Origin of the sequence: Streptomyces sp. Z26, assembly GCF_003665095.1 — a bacterium.
GTDB classification, from domain to species: Bacteria; Actinomycetota; Actinomycetes; order Streptomycetales; family Streptomycetaceae; genus Streptomyces; species Streptomyces phytohabitans.
Genome location: NZ_RCHV01000002.1, coordinates 526,628 through 546,973 on the forward strand (window position 1 = coordinate 526,628; position 20,346 = coordinate 546,973).

Genomic DNA, 20,346 nt, shown 5'->3' on the forward strand with positions numbered 1-20,346 from the left:
GTGCGCGGCACCCGTACGGGACGGGGCCGGTGCGCGACGCGGGTCGGCCGGGGCGCCGGTCAGTACGAGGTGCCCGCGCCGGGGCCGCCCTCCGGGCCCCGCTCCAGGTCGAGTTCGAGGTCCTCGTCGTCGAAGACGGTGCTGACGTCGAAGCGGCAGATCACCCGCTCCGGGTCCGCCTGGTCGAAGGGCGCTGCCAGCCACTCCCCCGGCTCACCGGGCGCGTCGGCGGCCGACACCCAGAGCGTCGCGTCGCCCTCCTCCAGGCCGAACTCCTTGTGCCGCGTGGCGATCTCGTCCGGCTCGAACTCGCCGAACAGCACGCCGAGTGCCGCGTGCACGCTGTGCCCCGCCGACGCCGCGTCGAAGCCGTCCCGCTCGACGGCCGACTCGGGGTCGAGGTCGGTGACGCGCTGCGCCTGCGCGAGCAGCCGCTGCGGCTCGTCGACGACGTAGTCGCGACGGGCGAAGACGCTCAGCGCGCGCGGCTCGTCGGGCCCCGTGTAGTCGGGCATGGTGTCGCCGCCGGGGATCTCGAACGGCGTGACCTCGTCGTACGCCTCGTAGAGCAGCTCGTCGTACGCCTCCCCCGCCGCCGCCAGCGCGTCGAACGCGGCGAACACGGCGGTCTCGTGGTCGGCGCCGGTGCCGCCCCCGGCCTCCGCCGCGGCCCGCCGTTCCACGGCGTCGAGGTGCCGGTCCAGGGCGGCCTTCACCGCGTCGGCGGCGGCGCGTACGTCGGCAGCGGTCGGCTGCTCAGCATCAGACATAGTGCAGACGCTATCCGCAGTGGGGCCCTGCACGCACAATAGATGTGATGCCGGAATACGAATTTCGCGATGTGTACGTCCCGCGCACTGTGTCGCGCAAGGCCGCCACACAGCTGCTGACCGACCATGCCGAGTACGGGCGCTGGGAGTTGGACCGTACGCGGCTCTACCCGGACGGCAGCCGCAGGGTGCGGCTGCGCCGCCGGATCATCCGACAGCTGCGCGCCACCTGGTGATCCACGGCGCCCCGACGCGGCCGGGCGCCCGCACCGCGGGGGCGCCCGGCACATCACAGAGCGGGCCCCGATCGGGACCCGCTCCGGTGGTGTGCTGTGTCTGCGGCGCTGCCGCAGCCGCTCTGGGGGCCGGGCTGCTCAGCTCCGGTGATCCGGCGCCGTCCCTCCGGCGCCGCGGAGATCAGTGCTGCCGCGCGGCCCGGTTACGGCGGTAGAGGACGCCACCGGTGAGGAGCAGACCGCCGCCGAGCGACAGTCCGAGCGCGAGGTCGTAGCCGTTGCCGGTCTCCGCGAGCTGCGTCTGCGGCTCGGCGGCGAGCTGCGTCTCGGTCTGCGGCAGCGTCTCGGCCTCTTCCTCGGGTGCCTGCTCGGGCGCCTCCGGCTGGGGGCCTCCGGTTCCTCCGAGGGCGTCTCGGCCTTCGGGGGCTCCGGCGTGTGGGGGGTCTCGGGCTTCGGCTCGCTGCCCGAGTCGTCGTTGACGCAGGTGTTGCCGAACGCCGGGTTGAGCAGGCCGACGACGTCGATGGTGTTGCCGCAGAGGTTCACCGGCACGTGCACGGGAAGCTGGATGGTGTTTCCCGACAGCACGCCCGGGGAGTCGGACGCGGCGCCCTGGGCACCCGAGTCGGCGAACGCCGTACCGCCCGACAGCGCGAGCACGCCGCCCGCGGCGGCCACGGTGATCAGGCCCTTCTTGGTGACCTGTCTCATGGTTCTTCCTGCCTTCGTTCCTTGTGAGTTACGAGCGGCCCGGCGGTCGACACCCCCGGCACCGCCCGCCCAGTGGACCGGTGGCCCCGGAGCGCATGGCGCGCGCTCCGGGGCCACTCGGCGTCAACCCCTCACGGGGCGAGACACAACGTCACTTGTTGACGCAGGCGTTGCCGAACGCGGGGTTCAGCAGGCCGATGACGTTCACGGTGTTGCCGCAGACGTTCACGGGAACGTGCACGGGCACCTGAACGACATTGCCGGACAGCACGCCGGGGGAACCGACCGCGGCACCCTGGGCACCGGAGTCCGCGACGGCCAGGCCCGCACCCGCGAGCACCAGACCACCGGCGGCAGCCGCAGCAGCGACGACCTTCTTGATCATTAATCCTCCTCGTTGGCAATGCGGTCCCATACCGCGGACCGCATCTGATGTAACGAGGAGGAGGTAATCGGGCTACGAGCGTACGCACGCATTCACTCGTCCTGACTACGAGCGGACAGGCGCCCGATTTCCGCGCGCGCCCGTCAGCCGGTGTCCGCGACGGCCCCGCAGGGCCGCGGTGTTCAGCACTGGTCGAGGAACCGGTCCAGCACCCGTACGCCGAACTTCAGCCCGTCCACCGGCACCCGCTCGTCCACGCCGTGGAACATCCCCGCGAAGTCCAGCTCCGGCGGCAGCTGGAGCGGCGCGAAGCCGAAGCAGCGGATGCCCAGGTCGTCGAAGGACTTGGCGTCCGTGCCGCCGGACAGCATGTACGGCACGGCGTGCGCGATCGGGTCCTCGGCCTTGAGCGAGCTGCGCATCGCCGCCACGAGCGCGCCGTCGAACCCCGTCTCCAGGGCCTTGTCCGCGTGGACGTCCTCCCGCTTCACGCGCGGGCCCAGGACACGGTCGAGGTCGGCGAGGAACTCCTCCTCGTGACCGGGCAGGAACCGGCCGTCGACGTGGGCGGTGGCCTGGCCCGGGATGACGTTGACCTTGTAGCCCGCGCCGAGCTGGGTGGGCGCGGCGGTGTTCTGGAGCGTGGCGCCGATGATCTTCGCGATCCCGCCGAGCTTCGCGAGCGTCTCCTCCATGTCCTCCGGGTCGAGTTCGGTGCCCAGTGCGTCGGACAGCTCGTCGAGGAAGGACCGCACGGTCTTCGTCACCCGTACGGGGAACTTGTGCCGTCCCAGCCGGCCGACGGCCTCGCACAGCTCGGTGATCGCGTTGTCGTTGTTGGTCATCGAGCCGTGCCCGGCGGTGCCGTCCACGGTCAGGCGCATCCAGTGCATGCCCTTCTGCGCGGTCTCCACGAGATACAGCCGCAGGTTCTCGTTGACCGTGAAGGAGAAGCCGCCGACCTCTCCGATGGCCTCCGTCACGCCCTCGAAGAGGTCGGCGTGGTGGTCGACGAGGTGCCGCGCGCCGTAGACGCCGCCCGCCTCCTCGTCCGCGAGGAACGCGAGCACGACGTCGCGCGGGGGCTTGCGGCCGGTGCGCAGCCGCTCCCGTACGACGGCGAGGGTCATCGCGTCCATGTCCTTCATGTCGACGGCGCCGCGCCCCCAGACGCAACCGTCGCGGACCTCGCCGGAGAAGGGATGGACGGTCCAGTCGTCGGCGTTGGCGGGGACGACGTCCGTGTGGCCGTGGATCAGCAGTCCCGGCCGGGAACGGTCCTCGCCCTCGATCCGCGCGACGAGCGAGGCGCGGCCACGGTCCGACTCGAAGATCCGCGGCTCCAGCCCCACCTCCGCGAGCTTCTCGGCGATGTACTCGGCGGCGGCGCGCTCGCCGGTCGCCTCGTTGCCGCCGTAGTTGCTGGTGTCGATCCTGATCAGGTCCCGGCAGAGGTCGACGACCTCGTCCTGGCCGGTGGGGTCGGTGGCCGCGGGCGTGCTGGACTGGCTCACGCTTCCTCCTCGTGTGGCGGGTGTCCATCCTCCCGCGTCACCCGGGTCGGGCCCAAGCAGCGGTGATCGACCACGCCCGTGGCGGTGCTAAAGTTGGACACGTCACGGCGGGCGGGTGAAGCACCCGCGGACCGTGGCGAACACCTTTGTCGGGGTGGCGGAATGGCAGACGCGCTAGCTTGAGGTGCTAGTGCCCTTTACAGGGCGTGGGGGTTCAAGTCCCCCCTCGACACCGGATGAACCCCCTGCCCAGCAGGGGGTTCTTCGTTGTGCCCGCGCCTCGTACGCTGTCCCCGCGCGCGGGCGTACGGGTCCCGCGCACAGGCTGCGGGAGGTCCGCGTATGACGGTCGTCGCCACCGCGTACGGCGAGGTGCGGGGTGTCCGGGAGGAGCACGCGACGGTGTTCCGCGGGGTGCCGTACGCGGCGCCGCCGGTCGGCGCGCGCCGCTTCCGGGCGCCGGAGCCGCCGGAGCCCTGGGAGGGCGTACGGGACGCCGCCGCGTACGGGCCGACCGCGCCGAAGCACCCGTACGCGCCCGCGCTGGCGGAGCTGCTGCCCGACCCGGTGATCCCCGGCGACGACTTCCTGCACGTCAACGTCTGGACCCCGGCGGCCGGGCCGGACGCGGGACCGTTCCCGGTGATGGTGTGGGTGCACGGCGGCTCCCTCTGCCACGGCTCGAACGCCGTGGGCCTGTACGACGGCACCTCGTTCGCCCGCGACGGTGTGGTCCTGGTGTCGGTCAACTACCGGCTGGGCACGGAGGGTTTCGCGTTCCTGCCGGACGCGCCCGCGAACCTGGGGCTGCGCGACCAGATCGCCGCGCTGGAGTGGGTGCGGGACAACGTGGCCGCGTTCGGGGGCGACCCCGGGAACGTCACCGTGTTCGGTGAGTCCGCCGGGGCGATCAGCATCGCGGCGCTGCTGGCGGCGCCGCGCGCGGCGGGCCTGTTCCGGCGGGCGGTGCTCCAGAGCGGACCGCCGACGGCGGTGCCACCGGCCACGATGCGCCGTACGACGCGGGCGATCGCGAAGCGGCTCGGGGTGCCCGCGACGGCCGAGGCGTTCCGTACGGTGTCCACCGCGCGTGTGGTCGAGGCGCAGCGGGAGGTGCTCGCGGGCGGCAACCCGCTCACCGGTGGCCCGTCGTTCCAGCCCGTCGTGGACGGCGACCTGCTGCCCGAGCACCCGGCGGCGGCGCTGGCGCGCGGCGCCTCGGGGGACGTGCCGCTGCTGGTGGGCACGACCACCGAGGAGTACCGGCTGTGGTTCGTGCCCGGCGGGCTGATGGAACGCGTCAGCCCGCTCGGCCTGCGGCTGGCGATGCTGCGCAAGCGCGTCCCGCGCGCCGCCGCCCGCGTCTACGGCGCGAACCGGCCGGGCGCGCGCCCCGGCGAGATCCTCGGTGCCCTCGCGACGGACCTGCTGCTGCGGCTCCCGTACAACCGGCTGGCGGACGCGCGTACGGGCGGCAGCACGTACGTGTACGAGTTCGCGTGGCCGAGTCCGGTGCTGGGGCTCGGCGCGTGCCACGCGCTGGAGATCGGCTTCGTCTTCGACCGCTTGGACTCGCCGGACGCGCACGCCCTGGCCGGTGCGGACGCCCCGCAGCCGCTGGCGGACGCGATGCACGGGGCGTGGACGGCCTTCGCCCGCACCGGTGATCCCGGCTGGCGGGCGTGGGACGAAACCCGGCCGGTCATGGTGTTCGGGCCGGACACGGCCGAGGTGGCGCACGCTCCTCGGGAGGACGAGCGGGCGCTGTGGGGCTGAACCGGGCACCCGGCCGGGACCGGCGGGGCTGAAGCCGGTGGCGGCCCGGCGCGGAGCGGGGCTCCGGCCGGGCCGCGGGGGCAGTCGTTCCGGCACGCGCCGTCACGTCGGCACGTGCCGTCACTCGTCGCGGCGGGACGCCTCCGTGCACTCCTTCGCGCCCTCGCACTCCGTCAGGGCCGTCAACGTCCCGTGCAGGGAGGCCCGTTCGTCGGCGGAGAGTTCGTCGGCCCGGTTGCGGAGCTGGTCCGGGTCGGAGTCGGTGCGGTAGAACTCCCGTTGCCCGTCGGCGTACTCGACGTACAGCTCCTTGTCCGTACGGATCGCCGCGTAGTCCGGCGGGTTCCCGGCGTTCTCGGGGGCCGCGTCGGGGTCGCCCCTCTTGGACCCGCCGCGGTGGTGTTCGACGAGGGCGGTCTCTCGCCAGTCGTCGGGCTGTTCGCCGTGCAGCAGGGGGGCGAGGCTGCGCCCGTCGGTGTCCGACGGCGGCTCCAGCCCGGCGAGTTCCTGGAAGGTCGGGCTGAGGTCGGTGTTCTCCGCGATCTGCGGGACCTTCTCGCCCGCGGACACCCCGGGACCGGTGACCATCAGCGGCACGTTGATGTCGGTGTCGTACGCGGTCTGCTTTCCGGGGCGCAGCCGGTGCTCGCCCATGTGGAACCCGTTGTCCGAGGAGAAGACGAAATACGTCTCGTCCGCGATGCCCTTCTCCGCCAGCTGCTTCTGGACGCGCCCGACGAGATCGTCCACGGCCTGCACGGAACGCACCCGCTTCGCGAACTTCCGGTCGATCTCCTTCTTCTCCTGGGCCGAGAGCGGCTTCAGCCCCTTCTGCCATTCGGGCGCGGGCGTCGGCGCCTTGTCGTACGCCGCCGTGCGCGGTGCCTCGACCGTCGGGTACGTGTCCTCGTCGCGGGGCGCGGGAGTCGCGGGGCCGTGCGGCGAGAAGGTGGAGACCTCCAGCATGAACGGCTTCTCCGCCTTCACCGAGTCGTCGACGAAGGACGTGGCCCTGTCGGAGAGGACGTCGGTGAGGTAGTCCTCCGGGTCGCTGCCGTAGTGGGTGACCTTCCCGTTCTCGTTGAGGTCGTAGTCGTACTGCTTGTAGCCGTCCCCGGCGACGTCCCACTCGTCCCAGCCGGGCGGCACCTCGGTGCCCGCGTCGGTGGCGTCCTCAGCGCTGGCGGCGGCGGGGTCGGCCTGCTGGGCGCCTTCTCCCCCGCGCCCGCGCCCGCCACCCCGCTCGGGCCGCCGCTGCTCGCCGTCGGGCGTGTAGCCGTTCATGTACTTGCCCATGAAGCCCGTCCGGTAGCCCGCTTTCCGGAGGGAGTTGGCGAAGCACTTCTCCTCGCCGCCGTTCTTGGTGAAGGCGCCGTATCCGCCGTCGTCGCCGTTGTTCGTGAACACCCCGGTGTTGTGCGGGTAGTCGCCGGTGAAGATGGTCGAACGGGACGGGCAGCAGAGGGAGTCGGTGACGTAGTAGTTCGGGAAACTCACGCCTTTCTCCGCCATCTCGCGTACGTGCGGCATGTACGGGACCAGGTTCTCCGAGAGGTCGTCGGTGAGCACGAAAACGATGTTCGGCCGGGATTTCCCGGCCGCGTCCGGTGATTCCGACGCGTCCGTGTCCTTTCCGTCCGAATCCCCGGTGCACGAGCCGAGCAGGGCCGCCGCCAGTACGGCGCACATTCCGGTCGCGAGCCTCCGGCGGTGACGTGAGACGAGCATGAACGTGCCTCCACGGTGCGCTGGTTGTGCGATTCCGGCCATGCTAGGAGCGGAATCCGCGCGGACCGCGAAACGGCGGAATTGTTCCGGAGGTTCCGCGCGACCTCCGGAACAATTCCACGGACGGGCCGTCGGCGGGGTGGCGCCGTCACTCGTCAGCCCTCGACCGTCGGCCGTCGCCCGGTTCAGCCGATGGAGAACCCGAGGTCGGACACGTACCAACTGCCGCCGACCCGCGTCGCCGTCAGGTCGACGGCGACCTGCCCCTTCTTCAGACCGGTGGAGTTGCCCAGGATGACGTCGGTGAGGGACTGCCCGTCGACGTCGATGTGGTCGCCACCGACCTTCAGCGCGCCACCGGACGGGCCGGGGCCGTGCACCGACACCCGGGGCGGGTCGCCGGGGTTCTTCGGGGTGAACGCCGTGTGCATGTCGCTCAGTTGCTCCTTCCCCTTCGCGGCCGCCGCCGGGGTGGTCCCGCACGTGCCGACGGCGTCGGGCGAGGGCTTCTCCGGCGCCGGGGCGTCGCCGGGGGACATGGCGATCATCACCGCGCACGCGTCGTCCGGCCGGTCCTGGACCACGGCGGTCACCCAGCGGGTGATCGCCTGTTTCGCGGTGGACGCGGGGCCGGCCCCGCCCTTCGGGGCGTCCGGTGTGTCCGGGGAACCGGCGTCCGGCGCCGGTTCGGACGCGGTCGGGCTCTGGGACGAACGTGTCCCCTTGGCGCCGTCCTTCGCCGTGTCGCCGTCCCCGCCGTCGTCCGAGCACCCGGCGAGGAAGGGGGCGACGGCCACCAGGCACGCGCCGGCGAGCAGCCCGGCCGTCCGGCCCCGCGCCCGTACGCGTCCCCGTGCCGCCATCCGTACCTCTCCGTCCTCCGGCCGTCCGCCCCCGGGGGCCGCCCTCCCCACCGCTCCGTCCGCCGCGCGCGCGGATTGCCGCAACTCGCCTGTGTTCACGTGTCGTTACCTCACTTCGTGGGTCGGTTCTGCAACACCAGCCCCATGCACCACACGGACTCGTCCGGGCGCCCGGTGGTTCCCCGTACGCGCGGCCGGTACGTGTGCGGGGCGCCCGGCGGCGGCAGACTCGGACCCGTCACCCGCCCCCGACGGCAGAGGACCCCGATGCCCGCACCGACGCCCCGTACGGCACCCACGGACCCCGCCGCCCCCGCCCGGCGGCCGAACGTCCTCGTCTTCTTCACCGACCAGCAGCGCTGGGACACCACCGGCCTGCACGGCAACCCGCTCGGCCTCACCCCGCACCTGGACCGGCTGGCGGCGGACGGGGTGTGCGTGGACCGCTCGTTCACCTGCCAGCCCGTCTGCGCGCCGTCCCGCGCGAGCCTCCAGACCGGGCGCTACCCGACGGCCACCGGTGTCCACCGCAACGGCCTGAGCCTGCCGCGCTCCGCCCCCACGCTGGCCCGCGCCTTCCGCGACGCGGGCTGGGCGACCGGCTACATCGGCAAGTGGCACCTCGCCGGTGACCACACGCACGGGCCGGTCCCGGAGGAGGACCGGGCCGGGTACGAGCACTGGCTCGCGGCGAACCTGCTGGAGTTCACCTCCGACGCGTACGAGACGACCCTCTACGACGGCGACGGGGCACCGCACACCTTCGGCGGCTACCGTGCCGACGCCCTCGGTGACGCCGCCCTCGACTTCCTCACCGGGGACGGGCGGCGGGCCGGGGACGGACGAGGGGCCGCGGACCGGCCGTTCTTCCTCTTCCTCTCCTTCCTGGAGCCGCACCACCAGAACTCCCGCGACGACTACCCGGCGCCCGAGGGCTACGGCGCGCGGTACGCGGACCCGTGGGTGCCGTCCGACCTGGCCGCGCTCGGCGGCGGCAACTGGGCCGAGCACCTGCCCGGCTACTACGGCATGGTGCGCCGCCTCGACGAGGTCCTCGGCCGGATCACGGCCGCCCTGGCGGAGCGCGGCGAACTCGACGACACCGTCGTCCTCTTCACCTCCGACCACGGCTGCCACTTCAAGACCCGCAACGACGAGTACAAGCGGAGCGTCCACGACGCCTCCCTCCGCGTGCCCACCGTCCTGCGCGGTCCGGGGCTGCGCGGCGGTACGCGGCTGCCGGAGCTGGTCAGCCACGTCGACCTGCCGCCGACGCTGCTGGACGCGGCGGGCGTGCCGGTGCCCGACACCATGCAGGGCCGGTCGCTGCTGCCGCTGCTGCGCGGCGCGGACCCCGCGTGGCCGTCCGAAGTGCTCGTGCAGGTCAGCGAGTCGGAGGTGGGGCGGGCGCTGCGCACCGACCGGTGGAAGTACGGCGTCACCGCGCCGGAGGGGGACGCGTGGCACGACGTACGGGCCGAGGCGTACCGGGAGACGTACCTCTACGACCTGGCCGCCGACCCCGACGAGCTGGTCAACCTGGTCGGCGATCCCGCCCTCGCGACCGTACGGGACGGGCTGCGCGCACGACTCCTGGCGCGGATCGTCGCCTCCGGCGAGCCGCTGCCCGTCATCACGGCGGCGGCCCCGGCGGGGTGACGCGCGCGGGCGCGGCGTGGGGGTCGCGTGCGCCGTGTGGGGCCGCGTCAGCGTTCCGGCGGGTCCCGGTCGGCGTCCGGCGTCCGGGGGTCGGGGTGCGCGGGCGTGGTGGCGTCGGTCAGCCAGTCGCGGCGCAGGAGCGGCAGCGTGTGTTCCACGGCGGTGTGCGCCGCCGCCGCGTCGCCGGTCGTGGCGCCGGTCGCGGGCAGCCGTACCGCGAAGTGCGCGCCGGGCCGCCCGTCGGGCCGGTCCGCCACGGTGACGGTGCCCCGGTGCAGCGCGACCTGCTGGGCGACGAGGGTGAGGCCGAGCCCGGAGCCGGGGCTGTCCGGGCCCCGGTGGAAGCGGGCGAAGACCCGGGCGCGGTGCTCGGCGGGGACGCCCGGCCCGTGGTCGGCCACGGTGAGCAGCGCCTCCGTACGCTCCCCCGCGCGGTGGGCGCGCAGCGCGACCTCGACGCGTACGGGGGCGGGGGCGGGGGCGGGGGACGTACGGCCGTGGGTCCAGGCGTTGGCCAGCAGGTTGTCGACCGCCGAGCGGAGGCCCAGTTCCCAGCCGTGCACGAGGAGTTGCTCCCCGGCGCGTACGGACACCTCGGCCTCCGCGTGCGCGCGGCGCAGACCGGCGGCGGCCTCCGCGACCAGTTCGGCGAGGTCGACGGGCCCGAACGCGTCCGCCTCCACCAGGTCGCCCCGGCCCAGCGCCCGCAGCATGGTCAGCAGGCCGAGCAGCCGGGCGTGCTCGCGGTCCAGGTCGGCCAGGACCTCGGCGCGGTCGCGGGGGTCTAGGCCGGGGTGGGCGGTGAGGACGTCCAGGTTGGTGCGCATGCTCATCAGCGGGGTGCGCAGCTCGTGGGAGGCGGCTGTGGTGAAGGAACGCGCGGTGGCGAGCGCCTCGCCGGTACGGGCGGCCTGCTCGTCGTAGCGCGCGAGGACGGTGCGTACGGTGCGGGCCAGTTCGTCGACCTCGGTGACGCCGGTCGGGGTGTGCGCCAGGCGCGTACCGCCGTCCCGTGGGTCGAGGCCGCTCGTACGCCGCTGGAACCGGCGCAGCGGCCGTACCGCTCCGGCGGCGACCGCCCAGGTCACGGCCCCGGCCACGGGTGCGGCGAGCAGCGTGACGGTGACGACGCGCTCCCGTACGACGGACAGGTCCTCCTCGTAGGCGCTGTCCGGGGAGTAGATCCACAGGTTCGGGGCGCCGTCGCGGCCCGCCATGTGCACGCGGCGGGACAGCACGTGCCAGGACTCGCCGCCGCCGTGCGCGGCGACGGGGTCGGGGGCGCGGTCGGGCAACCGTACGTCCGCGTCGGGCTGCGGCCCGGCCGTGAACGCGACGTCCGCACCGGTCAGTCGGACGCCCATGTCGCGCGCGGAGGTCTCCAGGCGGCGCCGGGACTTGTCCGCGACGACGGTCTGGCCGTCCTCGACGGCGTGCAGGTAGCGGTTGGCGTTCTGCGTGACGGCCGTGGCGCGGGCGCGCAGCTGGGCCCGCTGCCCGGCGCGCAGGTCGTCGGCGACGAGGTGCAGCAGCAGCCAGCCGGTGGCGAGGACCAGCAGGGGGACGGTCACGCCCACCGCGAGGGCGAGGCGCGTGGACAGCCTCACGCGCCGCCCCCGCCGGGCCGGTCGGGACGGTCCGGCCGGAGGACGAAGCCGACGCCGCGCACCGTGTGCAGTACGCGCGGGTGCCCGTCGGCCTCCAGCTTGCGCCGCAGGTAGCTGACGAACGTGTCGACGACGTCCGTACGGACGGGGAAGTCGTAGCCCCACACGCGGTCGGTCAACTGCTCGCGGGTGAGGACGAGTCCGGCGTTGCGGGCGAGCACCTCCAGCAGCGCGAACTCGCGCCGCGTCAGCTCCAGCGGCCGCCCGGCCACGCTCGCCGCGCGGGCGGCGGGGTCCAGCGCGAGGCCGCCGACCCGTACCCGGTCGGTGGGCGCGGGCGGGCGGCGGCGCAGCAGGGCGCGCAGCCGCAACTCCAGTTCCTGGAGGGCGAACGGCTTCACCAGGTAGTCGTCGCCGCCCGCCTGGAGTCCGGCGACGCGGTCCTCGACCTCGTCGAGGGCGGACAGCATCAGCACCGGAACGTCGTCCCCGCGCGCGCGGAGGGTGCGGCAGACGTCGATGCCGCTCAGGCCGGGCATGCAGATGTCGAGGACGACGATGTCGGGGCGGTCGGGGCCGCCCGCGTCGTGCCCGTACGCGTGTCCGTGCCGGTCGCCGTCGGCGTCGTCGTCCGTGTCGGTGTCCAGGCCCTCGTCCCGGCCTTCGTCCGCGCCGAGGGCGGCCAGCGCCGCGCGGCCGTCCCCGGCGAGCGTCACCCGGAAGCCGCCGAGCCGCAGGCCCCGTTCCAGGGAGCGCCGCGTGGACTCGTCGTCGTCCGCGACGAGGACCCGTCCGGCGTCACCCGTCATACGCACCTCCGGTCGGCGGTCGGGCGCCGCCGGGGCGGCGGCGCAGCAGCAGCGCGACGGCGCCGAGCGCGGCACCGACGTCCCCCAGCTTGGCGGATCGCAGCACCGGGGGCGTACGGGGGCCCGCGGGCGTACGGGCTCCCCGGTCCGGCATGTTCGCGTCCAGCTCGTCCCGCAGCGGTCCGGTCAGGGCCGGGCCGAGACCGGCCAGCTCGCCGCCGACGACGACCGTGTCCGGGCCGAAGGCGTGGCACAGGTCGGCCAGCGCCCGGCCCGCGTGCCGCCCCGCGCGGGCCAGCGCGACGCGGGCCGCCGGGTCGCCCGCGGCCAGCGCCGCCGCCAGCTGCGGTACGTCGGCGGCCGAGCCGTGCGCCGCCAGCACCGCGTCGACGGACGCCAGCGTCTCCAGGCAGCCGGACCGGCCGCACGCGCAGGGCGGCCCGTACGGGTCGACGCTCAGGTGCCCGAACCGGCCGGAGCCGCCGTGGGCGCCCCGGTGCGGTTCGCCGCCGACGACGAGGGCGCCGCCGACGCGGTGCGACAGGTGCAGGTAGAGCACGTCGCGTTCCCCGGCGGCCGCGCCCCAGGTCCGTTCCGCGAGGGCGGCCAGGCGGGTGGCGCTCTCGACGTGCGCCCGCGCGCCGAACCGCTCCCGGAGCAGGGCCCGTACGGCGTCGTCGGGGCCCTCGTCCGGGCCCGCCCGGGTGCCGTCGCCGACGCCGAGGGCGACCCGGACACCGGGACCGACGGCCGCACCGTCCGGCGGCGCCGCGCGCGACGCGCCGCCCGTGAGCGAGCGGGCCAGCCGCCCGGCGAGGGCGACCCGGGCCTCCCACGGGAGGTCCGGGCGGTGCGGTACGGACGCGGTACGGAGCGCGCCGTGCGCGGTGGCGGTCGCGGCGGCCCGTACGGCGGTCGGGGCGAAGTCGACACCGAGCAGGTCGGTGGCGGCCGGGTCCAGCGACACCCGTTCGGCGGGTCGGCCCCGCCCGCGCCCCGCCGCCTCGGGCACCTCCACCCGTACGGCTCGGGCGTCCACGAGGGCGCCGACCACCTCGGACAGGGTGCTGCGGGACAGGCCGCTCAGACCGGCCAACTCACCGCGCGTGAGCGGGCCGTGGCCGCGCAGCAGCCCCAGCACCGTGCTCTCGTGCCGGGCGCGGGCCGGGGAGGCGCGGCCGGGTCCGCGCGGCGGCGGGTGCCGGAGCGCGATCGGCGGCACGAGGGGCGGCGCGGTCGGGGTGGTCGTCGCCATGGGGTCGGCCTTCCTGGCGTGCGGACGCTCCGGTACGTACCGCCGCACGGCACGCGGCGCCCGTACGGCGTGCACCGGCGCGCGACCGCGGCACCGCCGCCGGGCGACCGGCACGGTGCGAAGTTAGGGGCCGTTCTTGTGAGTTCTCTGTGAGTCCCCCGGCGGCGGGGCGGGCACCCCGGTCCCGCCTGCCGCGCGGCGGGTGCCGGTGACCCTGGAGCGGGGCAGGCGGCCCGCGCGGGACGTACCCGCCAGGGTGGTGCCGGAGACGGTCACGTCGAAGTCGAGGTTCAGCCGCAGCGGCTTGGTGACGGACTGGCTCCAGGTCAGCCGGTCGCCGTCGAGGACGACGTCGCGCAACGGCACCTCCTCCCCCGCGCCGCGCGCGCTGCCGGTCAACCGCCCTGCCACGTCGTGGAGTTCGATCTCCGCGTGGAGTCCGCCGAGCGGTGTGGCGAGGGTGAGGTCCCAGATTCCCGTGACGGACATGGTCGTTCGGTTCTCCTCGGGTCGGGTGCAGCCAGGGGGTTGGGGCGCGGGTGCGTGGCGCTGGTCAGAACGGGACGGGCTCCGGGCCGGTGGGGCGCCAGACGACGCCCCGGCGCTCGTACGCGAACAGCGTCTCCACGGCGTGCGCGACGCGTGGGCCCGCCTCCCGTTCCAGCAGGTACAGGCCGAGGTCCAGCCCGGAGGTCACCCCGGCGCCGCTGACGAGGTCGCCGTCGTCCACGACGCGGGCGCGTACGGCGCGGGCGCCGGTGGCGTCCAGCAGGTCATGGCCCAGGTGGTGCGTGGTGGCGTGGCGGCCCTCCAGCAGTCCGGCCATGGCCAGGACGAGCGAACCGCCGCACACCGTGCAGACGGTGACGGCGGGGTCGGCCATCGCCGCGCCCAGCAGGGCGGGCAGCCCGGTCGTCAGGGTGCGCCCCAGGAGCACGGGGATGGTGTCGCCGCCGGGGCCTTCGCCGTTCCCGGGACCGTCGGGGTCGGCTCGGTCGGCCTCGTCGGCCTGGTCACCGACGCGTCCCGCCGCCCCGGGTACGACGACGAGCCCGGGGCGGTGGGGGTCGAGCACGGCGGTGGCCGCGAGCGCCAGGCCGCCCGTACCGCTGACGACCTCGCGGGGACCCTCCGCCGACACGAGGGCCACGTCGACGGCGCCGCCCGAGGCCGTACCGCCCGCGTGCAGGACCTCGTAGGGGGCGATGACGTCGAGCGGGTCGAAGCCGTCGAACAGGACGATCTGCGCGTACATGGCCGGGCCTTCCGGGTGGGGTGGCGCGGCACTCGCGCCGCGGCGTTCCCCGAAGCTAGTCCGGCGGCGGCCCGGTCCCCAGTGGCCGGAACGACACCCTTCAACGGGTTGTCGCCACGGCCGTCCCGGCCCACGGGGCGCCGCTCCCGGCCCCGGCCCCGGCCCCGGCCCCGGTCAGACGAGCAGGACGCGGCGCCCGCGCGTGTGGCCCGTACGGCTGTCGGCGTGCGCCGTCGCCGCGTCCGCCAGGGCGTACGACGTCGTGACCGGGATGTGGAGCCGTCCGCGCGCGATGAGGTCGACGGCGGTGGCGAGCGCGTCCGGCATGCTGCCCGCGACGCCGGAGAACCGCACGCCGTGCTCCGGCGCGGAGAGGTCCGCGATGGACACCACCTTCCGCGCGTCGCCGGTGAGTTCGACCAGTTCGGCCAGTACGCCCGAACCGGCCAGGTCGAGGGCGGCGTCGACGTGTCCGAGCCGCCGGACGCGTGCGACCCAGCCGTCGCCGTACGTGGTGGCGAGGGCGCCGAGTTCACGCAGGTAGTCCTGGTTGGCGGCACCGGCCGTGCCGATCACCGTGACGCCCCGCTCGCGCGCTATCTGGAGCACCGCCGAGCCGACGCCCCCGGACGCGCCGCTGACGAGCAGCGTCTGCCCGGCCCGTACGCCGACCTCGCGCAGGACGCGCAGCGCGGTCTCGACGACGGACGGGTAGCCGGCCGCCTCCTCGAACGTGAGTCCCTCGGGCATCCGGGCCCAGTGGGACAGCACGGCGAACTCGGCGTAGGTGTCGGCGCCTTCGCCGAAGACGTGGTCACCGACGGCGACTCCCGTCACGCCCTCGCCGACCTCGTCCACCACTCCGGCGGCGTCCAGGCCCAGCCCGGAGGGCAGTTCGATCGGATGGGCGCCCAGCTTCTGGCCCTCGCGGATTCTCCAGTCGACGGGGTTCACGCCCACCGCCCGTACGGCGACGCGTACGTGGCCGGGGCCCGCGTGGGGCTCGTCGGCGTCGGTCAGGCGCAGGACTTCGGGGCCGCCGAACTCGGCGAAGCTCACTCTCTTCATGTGGCCGAACGTAACACTAACGGTTAGCTTTTCCTAACGGTTCCAATGTCGGTTTTGGTAGCGTGCCGCCATGACCGCGCCTCCCGCCCCCGGACGCCGCGCACGCAAGAAGGCCGCGACCCGCCAGAAGATCGCGGACACCGCGCTGCGCCTGTTCCTGGCGCGCGGGTACGAGGCGGTCGGCATCCGCGACGTCGCCGCCGAGGCGGACGTGGCCGTCACCACCGTCTTCGCGCACTTCGCGGCGAAGGAGGCGCTGGTCTTCGACCAGGACGCGGACTTCACGCGACGGCTGGACGAGGCGGTCGCGGGGCGGGCGCCGCACGAGCCGCTGGTGCCCGCGCTGCACCGGGAGATGAAGGCGCTCGTGCTGCACTGCACGCGCAACGGCGCCGAGCCCGTACGCCGCATGATCGACGAGACCCCGGCGCTGCGGCGGTACGAGGAGTCGATGCGGCTGCGTCACACGGAGGCGCTGGCCGCCGCCATCACGGGCGCCGTCGACCCGCCGCGGACCGCGACGGCCTGCCGGGCGCTGGCGCGGTTCACCATCGACGCGCACGCGTTGGCGCGCGAGGCGGACGACCCGGAGGGCGCGGTGGACGAGATCTTCCGGATGATCGAGGCGGCCTGGGCAGCCGGGGACGGGCAGCGGGCGGACTGACCCGCCGGGCGCGGGCGTACGGGGCACGCGGGTCCAACCGGCGGCGTACGGGCCCCCGTTGGCGTCATCCGGCGCGTACGCGCGCCGCCCGTGGGGCCGACCGACGCGCGCCCACGCCCACCTGACCCGCCCGCCGCACCGTCCCGCCGTACGCGAGCGGGGACGCGCGATGCTTGTTTACAACGTTGCAGTGGTGCGGTATACCACCTGAGAACACCCCATACGACGCCGTGGCCGACATCCGCCGGACCGCGCCTCCTCCACCGTTTCGTACCACCCCGCCGCACTCGCGAAGGGCGGGCCGAAACCCCGACACCCGCGCCACGCGCCCGAGTTCGCCCTGTGCCGGGCCGCTACGGACGCGCGCCCTCGCGGTCCCGTACGTGCCGCGCCCACGCACCGCACATGCCGCACCGCGCACTTCGCCCACGCAGCAGCGAACCGACGGGAGCCCCCATGGCCGTGAACCGAGACAGACGCGCACGCCGTTCAGCGAGACCGGTGCCGCTCCTGGTCGCCGTCCTGATCGTCCTCGGCGGGCTGTTGTCCGCCGGACCGGCCGGGGCCGCGCCCGAGCCGGGTCCTCCGGCGGAGCGTCCGGCGCCCGCGGCGGCGACCGGCACGATGCGCAACCCCGTGAACTCCGGCCCCGACCCGTTCGTCACCCACTTCCAGGGCCGCTACTACCTGGCCACCACGCAGGGCGACGCGGTCCGGATGTGGAGCGCCGAGAGCGCCGCCGACCTGCTGCGCGCGGAGCCGAGAACGGTGTGGAAGCCGACGGACCCGTCCGGCGACCGGATGGTGTGGGCGCCGGAGTTCTACCGCTTCGACGGACGCTGGTACCTCTACTACACGGCCAGCGACGGCGTGGACGAGCACCACCGGCTGTTCGTGGCGGAGTCCGAGGGCGACGACCCCATGGGTCCGTACCACCACAAGGCGAAGCTCGAACCGCCCAACCACGTGGGCGAGTTCGCCATCGACGCCGCCGTCGTCCGGCACGGCGGGAAGCTGTACCTCGCCTACAGCGGCCTCAACGCGTACCAGCACAACGGCCTCAACATCGCCCCGATGTCCGACCCTTGGACCGTCTCCGGCGACGCCACCGCGCTGAACGCCGCCGGAGGCTGCCCGGAGGTGCGCGAGGGGCCCGCGTTCCTGGAGCGCAACGGCCGTACGTGGATGACGTATTCGGCCTGCGACACCGGCAAGCCCGACTACCAGGTGTGGATGATGTCGCTGGACGCCGCGGCCGACCCCCTGGACGCGGGCGCGTGGCGGCAGCACCAGGGGGCGCTGTTCGCGCGGAACGACGAGGCGGGCGTCTTCGGGCCCGGACACCACTCGTTCTTCCGGTCACCGGACGGGGCCGAGGACTGGATCGTCTACCACGCCAAGACGACCAGCCAGAACACGTACACCGACCGCACCACCCGTATCCAGCGCATCGGCTGGAACGGCGACGGCAGCCCGGCCCTCGGCCGCCCGCTGGCCGTCGGCGCGACCCTGGACCTGCCGTCCGGCGACCCGGGCCCCGGCACGTACTGGATCAACGACGACGGCCGGTCGAACGGGCCCGGCGGCGTCGCGTACACGGGCACCTGGAACTCCGGTACGGGCTGCGCCGCCCAGTGCTTCTTCGGTGACGACCACTGGTCGGAGGCGAAGGGCAACACCGCGACCTGGACGTTCGAGGGCACGCGCATCGCGCTGCTGTCCGTACGCGACACCGGCAACGGTTACGCCGACATCAGCGTGGACGGGGGCGCGCCGACCCGCGTCGACCTCCACGACAGCATCAGGAAGGGCGAGGTCGTGCAGTACGTCAGCCCCCAACTGCCCTCCGGCCGGCACACGTTGCGGGTGACGGTCACCGGGGAGCGGAACGCGTCGGCGGGTGCGGCGTTCGTCAGCGTCGACCGCGCGGAGGTGTGGACGGACTGACGGCGGGCGGCGTACCGCCCCCGGCGTACGGGCGGGCGGCCCGGCTACGCGCGCACCGCCGCGTAGTCGGGCAGCTCCAGGTCGTGGTGGGCGGCGCGCTGCTCCGCCGCGCCCTCGGAGCCCAACTCGCCGGACGCCGCGCGCGGTTCGCGGACGAACGCGTTCCGCGCGTCCAGCTGGGCGCGGGTCGTCGGGGTCACCACGGTGCCCCCGGCGGTGGCGAGCGCCTGGTTCCGCTCGGCGAACGGCCGCATCCTGCGCTCGTACGCGGCGAAGGCGTCGGCGTGGTTTGCGTGCGTCGCCAACTCGCCGGCCAGGACGTACGCGCCGGCGAGCGCCACGCTCGTGCCCTGGCCGGAGAGGAAGGACGTGGCGTGCGCGGCGTCGCCCGCGAGCACGACGCGCCCGTGCGACCACGTGTCGACGTGGATCTGGCTGACCACGTCGAAGAAGAGGTCGTCGGCCTCCCGCATCCCCCGCACCATCCGCGGCAGGTGCCAGACCCGCTCGGGGAAGCGGGCGGCGACGAGCGCGCGTTGCGCCTCGGGGTCGCGGAACGCGTCGAGGGGCGGGTCCTCGCGGGTGAACGTGAGGAAGCCGTGCACGCGCTCGCCCGGCTCCAGGGCGTAGAGGACGGCGCCACGGCCGGGCTCGTTCCAGATGGCGGCCTCGTGCGCGAGCCCGAACTCGGGAGGCAGCGTGAAGCCCGCGAAGACGTGGCCGAGGTAGCGGTGGAAGGGCTCCTCGGGGCCGAGGACGAGACGGCGGGTGTTCGAGTGCAGTCCGTCGGCGCCGACGACGAGGTCGAAGGTGCGGCGGGCGCCGCTGTCGAGGACCACGCGCACGGTCTCGCCGTCGTCGTCGAGCGTGGCGATCGAGTCCCCGAAGAGGAACTCGACCCGGCCGCGCAGCGGCGCGTACAACGCCTCGGCCAGGTCACCGCGCCGTACCTCCAGGTCCGCTCCGGCCTCGCCGCCCGTGAACTGCTCGGGCCGCAGCGAGCCGATCGTGGCGCCCGACGCGTCGAAGAACGTCATCCGTCGGCTGTCGACGTGCGCCTCCCGCAGTCGGGGCAGCAGGCCCATGCGCTCCACTACGGTACGGGCGATGCCGCGTACGTCGACGGGGTAGCCGCCGCCGCGGAGGGCGGCGGCCTTCTCCACGACCGTGACCTCGAAGCCGAAGCGGTCGAGCCAGTACGCGACGGCGGGGCCCGCGATGCTCGCGCCGGAGACGAGGACGCGGCGGCGGCCACCGCCGGTGGGCGTGGGCGGGACGGCGTCGGTGGGACGGGTGGCGTTCATGGCACTCCCCTTTCGGTTGCGCCGGGCACGGCCCGGCACGCTGGCGGCACGGCTCGCGGCTCGCGAAGATACGTACCTTAGGTATCCTTATCCGGCCCCTACGTCGGCGCCGTTCGCGCGCCGACACCCCGACCATATAGATACCTAACTCAGGTATGCAAATGGAGTCGCCATGTCCCCCGCCGAGCCCAACTCCCCGGAACCGCCCGATCCGGCCGCACCGGAGGACACGCACCCCGAACTGCTCGCGATCATCCCGCGCATCACCCAGCTCGCCGCCGCCGTGAACAAGGGCCGCCTGGCCGAACGGGCCACCGCGGCAGCCGGTCTCACCCTCGAACGCCCGGCCATGGGCGTCCTGTTGTCGCTCCGCACCAGCGAACGACCGTTGCGCATCGGCGAGATCGCCGACCACATGCAGGTCGTCGGCCCGCACGCGACCCGTCAGGTGCAGGCACTGGAGAAGCGTGGCCTCGTACGGCGCGTGGCCGACCCGCACGACCGGCGCGCGAGCCTGATCGAGGCGACCGACGCGGGAACGACCGCCGCGAACCGCTACATCACGTCCCTGCTGGGCTGGTTCGCGGAGACGCTGGTCGACTGGCCCCAGCGGGACCGCGACGATCTCGCCCGCCTGCTCGGCCGGTTCGCCGACGACGTGACGAGCCGCCTGGCCCGTTTCCCGGAGGACGGCGACGCCTGACACGTCCGCCGGGGGCGCCGTTCTCCCGTAGGACCTCAACACCCCTACAAGTTCATGTACTTGAACTCTGATCCGGCCAACAGGCTTGTCCG

General features: G+C 74.3%; 19 protein-coding genes and 1 tRNA gene. 7 read left to right on the plus strand and 13 right to left on the minus strand.

Annotated features, from left to right (window positions below; genetic code table 11):
• Positions 1-59: 59 nt before the first annotated feature.
• Positions 60-770, minus strand: a complete 711-nt coding sequence (locus D7M15_RS02380; protein WP_121515966.1) for a hypothetical protein — start codon at positions 768-770, stop codon at positions 60-62.
• A 47-nt stretch (positions 771-817) separates the two neighbouring features.
• Here D7M15_RS02380 and D7M15_RS02385 point away from each other — a divergent pair, with 47 nt between their 5' ends.
• Positions 818-1,006, plus strand: coding sequence for a DUF5703 family protein (locus tag D7M15_RS02385; protein WP_121515967.1), 189 nt, complete (start codon positions 818-820; stop codon positions 1,004-1,006).
• Positions 1,007-1,144: 138 nt separating this feature from the next.
• Here D7M15_RS02385 and D7M15_RS29475 read toward each other — a convergent pair whose 3' ends face one another.
• The 3 genes from D7M15_RS29475 to D7M15_RS02400 all read right to left on the minus strand — a co-directional run bounded on the left by D7M15_RS29475 (position 1,145) and on the right by D7M15_RS02400 (position 3,616).
• A complete protein-coding gene (locus D7M15_RS29475; protein WP_346428778.1) occupies positions 1,145-1,717 on the minus strand; it encodes a chaplin in 573 nt (190 codons plus the stop codon).
• Between the two features lie 151 nt (positions 1,718-1,868).
• Positions 1,869-2,102 carry a chaplin ChpH gene (gene chpH, locus D7M15_RS02395; RefSeq protein ID WP_121515968.1) on the minus strand — a complete coding sequence of 78 codons (234 nt, stop codon included), beginning with the start codon at positions 2,100-2,102 and terminating at the stop codon, positions 1,869-1,871.
• A gap of 182 nt (positions 2,103-2,284) precedes the next feature.
• A complete protein-coding gene (locus tag D7M15_RS02400) occupies positions 2,285-3,616 on the minus strand; it encodes a M20/M25/M40 family metallo-hydrolase (protein WP_121515969.1) in 1,332 nt (443 codons plus the stop codon).
• A 147-nt stretch (positions 3,617-3,763) separates the two neighbouring features.
• On the opposite strand from D7M15_RS02400, the gene D7M15_RS02405 reads away from it, so the two are divergent.
• Both D7M15_RS02405 and D7M15_RS02410 read left to right on the plus strand, forming a co-directional pair.
• Positions 3,764-3,849, plus strand: a tRNA-Leu gene (locus D7M15_RS02405).
• Positions 3,850-3,958: 109 nt separating this feature from the next.
• Positions 3,959-5,392, plus strand: a complete 1,434-nt coding sequence (locus D7M15_RS02410) for a carboxylesterase family protein (protein ID WP_121515970.1) — start codon at positions 3,959-3,961, stop codon at positions 5,390-5,392.
• A gap of 120 nt (positions 5,393-5,512) precedes the next feature.
• Here D7M15_RS02410 and D7M15_RS02415 read toward each other — a convergent pair whose 3' ends face one another.
• Positions 5,513-7,120, minus strand: coding sequence for a sulfatase (locus D7M15_RS02415; RefSeq protein ID WP_121515971.1), 1,608 nt, complete (start codon positions 7,118-7,120; stop codon positions 5,513-5,515).
• Positions 7,121-7,305: 185 nt separating this feature from the next.
• Positions 7,306-7,983, minus strand: coding sequence for a hypothetical protein (locus D7M15_RS02420; protein ID WP_121515972.1), 678 nt, complete (start codon positions 7,981-7,983; stop codon positions 7,306-7,308).
• Between the two features lie 267 nt (positions 7,984-8,250).
• On the opposite strand from D7M15_RS02420, the gene D7M15_RS02425 reads away from it, so the two are divergent.
• Complete coding sequence (locus tag D7M15_RS02425; protein ID WP_121515973.1) at positions 8,251-9,642, plus strand: sulfatase-like hydrolase/transferase; 1,392 nt, start codon at positions 8,251-8,253, stop codon at positions 9,640-9,642.
• A 47-nt stretch (positions 9,643-9,689) separates the two neighbouring features.
• Here the strand turns inward: D7M15_RS02425 and D7M15_RS02430 are convergent, their stop codons facing one another.
• The 6 genes from D7M15_RS02430 to D7M15_RS02455 form a co-directional block, all read right to left on the minus strand.
• The gene (locus D7M15_RS02430) at positions 9,690-11,249 is read right to left on the minus strand and encodes a HAMP domain-containing sensor histidine kinase (RefSeq protein WP_121515974.1); all 1,560 of its coding nucleotides are present in this window, start codon (positions 11,247-11,249) and stop codon (positions 9,690-9,692) included.
• The gene (locus tag D7M15_RS02435) at positions 11,246-12,058 is read right to left on the minus strand and encodes a response regulator transcription factor (RefSeq protein WP_121520106.1); all 813 of its coding nucleotides are present in this window, start codon (positions 12,056-12,058) and stop codon (positions 11,246-11,248) included. The genes D7M15_RS02430 and D7M15_RS02435 overlap by 4 nt, the downstream gene beginning before the upstream one ends.
• Positions 12,048-13,313, minus strand: coding sequence for an ROK family transcriptional regulator (locus D7M15_RS02440; RefSeq protein ID WP_121520107.1), 1,266 nt, complete (start codon positions 13,311-13,313; stop codon positions 12,048-12,050). The genes D7M15_RS02435 and D7M15_RS02440 overlap by 11 nt, the downstream gene beginning before the upstream one ends.
• 123 nt (positions 13,314-13,436) lie before the next feature.
• Entirely contained in the window at positions 13,437-13,802 is a 366-nt protein-coding gene (locus D7M15_RS02445) for a hypothetical protein (protein ID WP_240649096.1), read from the minus strand.
• A 64-nt stretch (positions 13,803-13,866) separates the two neighbouring features.
• Positions 13,867-14,568, minus strand: coding sequence for a DJ-1/PfpI family protein (locus D7M15_RS02450; RefSeq protein ID WP_121515975.1), 702 nt, complete (start codon positions 14,566-14,568; stop codon positions 13,867-13,869).
• Positions 14,569-14,742: 174 nt separating this feature from the next.
• Positions 14,743-15,636: an NADP-dependent oxidoreductase gene (locus D7M15_RS02455; protein ID WP_121515976.1), complete on the minus strand. Its 894-nt coding sequence runs from the start codon at positions 15,634-15,636 to the stop codon at positions 14,743-14,745.
• A gap of 70 nt (positions 15,637-15,706) precedes the next feature.
• Between D7M15_RS02455 and D7M15_RS02460 the strand changes: the two genes are divergently transcribed.
• The gene (locus tag D7M15_RS02460; RefSeq protein WP_121515977.1) at positions 15,707-16,300 is read left to right on the plus strand and encodes a TetR/AcrR family transcriptional regulator; all 594 of its coding nucleotides are present in this window, start codon (positions 15,707-15,709) and stop codon (positions 16,298-16,300) included.
• A gap of 456 nt (positions 16,301-16,756) precedes the next feature.
• Complete coding sequence (locus D7M15_RS02465; protein ID WP_121515978.1) at positions 16,757-18,247, plus strand: family 43 glycosylhydrolase; 1,491 nt, start codon at positions 16,757-16,759, stop codon at positions 18,245-18,247.
• Between the two features lie 44 nt (positions 18,248-18,291).
• Here D7M15_RS02465 and D7M15_RS02470 read toward each other — a convergent pair whose 3' ends face one another.
• Positions 18,292-19,551 (minus strand): FAD-dependent monooxygenase, encoded by a 1,260-nt coding sequence (locus D7M15_RS02470; protein ID WP_121515979.1) that lies wholly within the window; start codon positions 19,549-19,551, stop codon positions 18,292-18,294.
• Positions 19,552-19,723: 172 nt separating this feature from the next.
• Between D7M15_RS02470 and D7M15_RS02475 the strand changes: the two genes are divergently transcribed.
• On the plus strand, positions 19,724-20,254 hold the full coding sequence (locus D7M15_RS02475; protein ID WP_121515980.1) for a MarR family transcriptional regulator: 531 nt from the start codon (positions 19,724-19,726) through the stop codon (positions 20,252-20,254).
• Positions 20,255-20,346 lie beyond the last annotated feature (92 nt).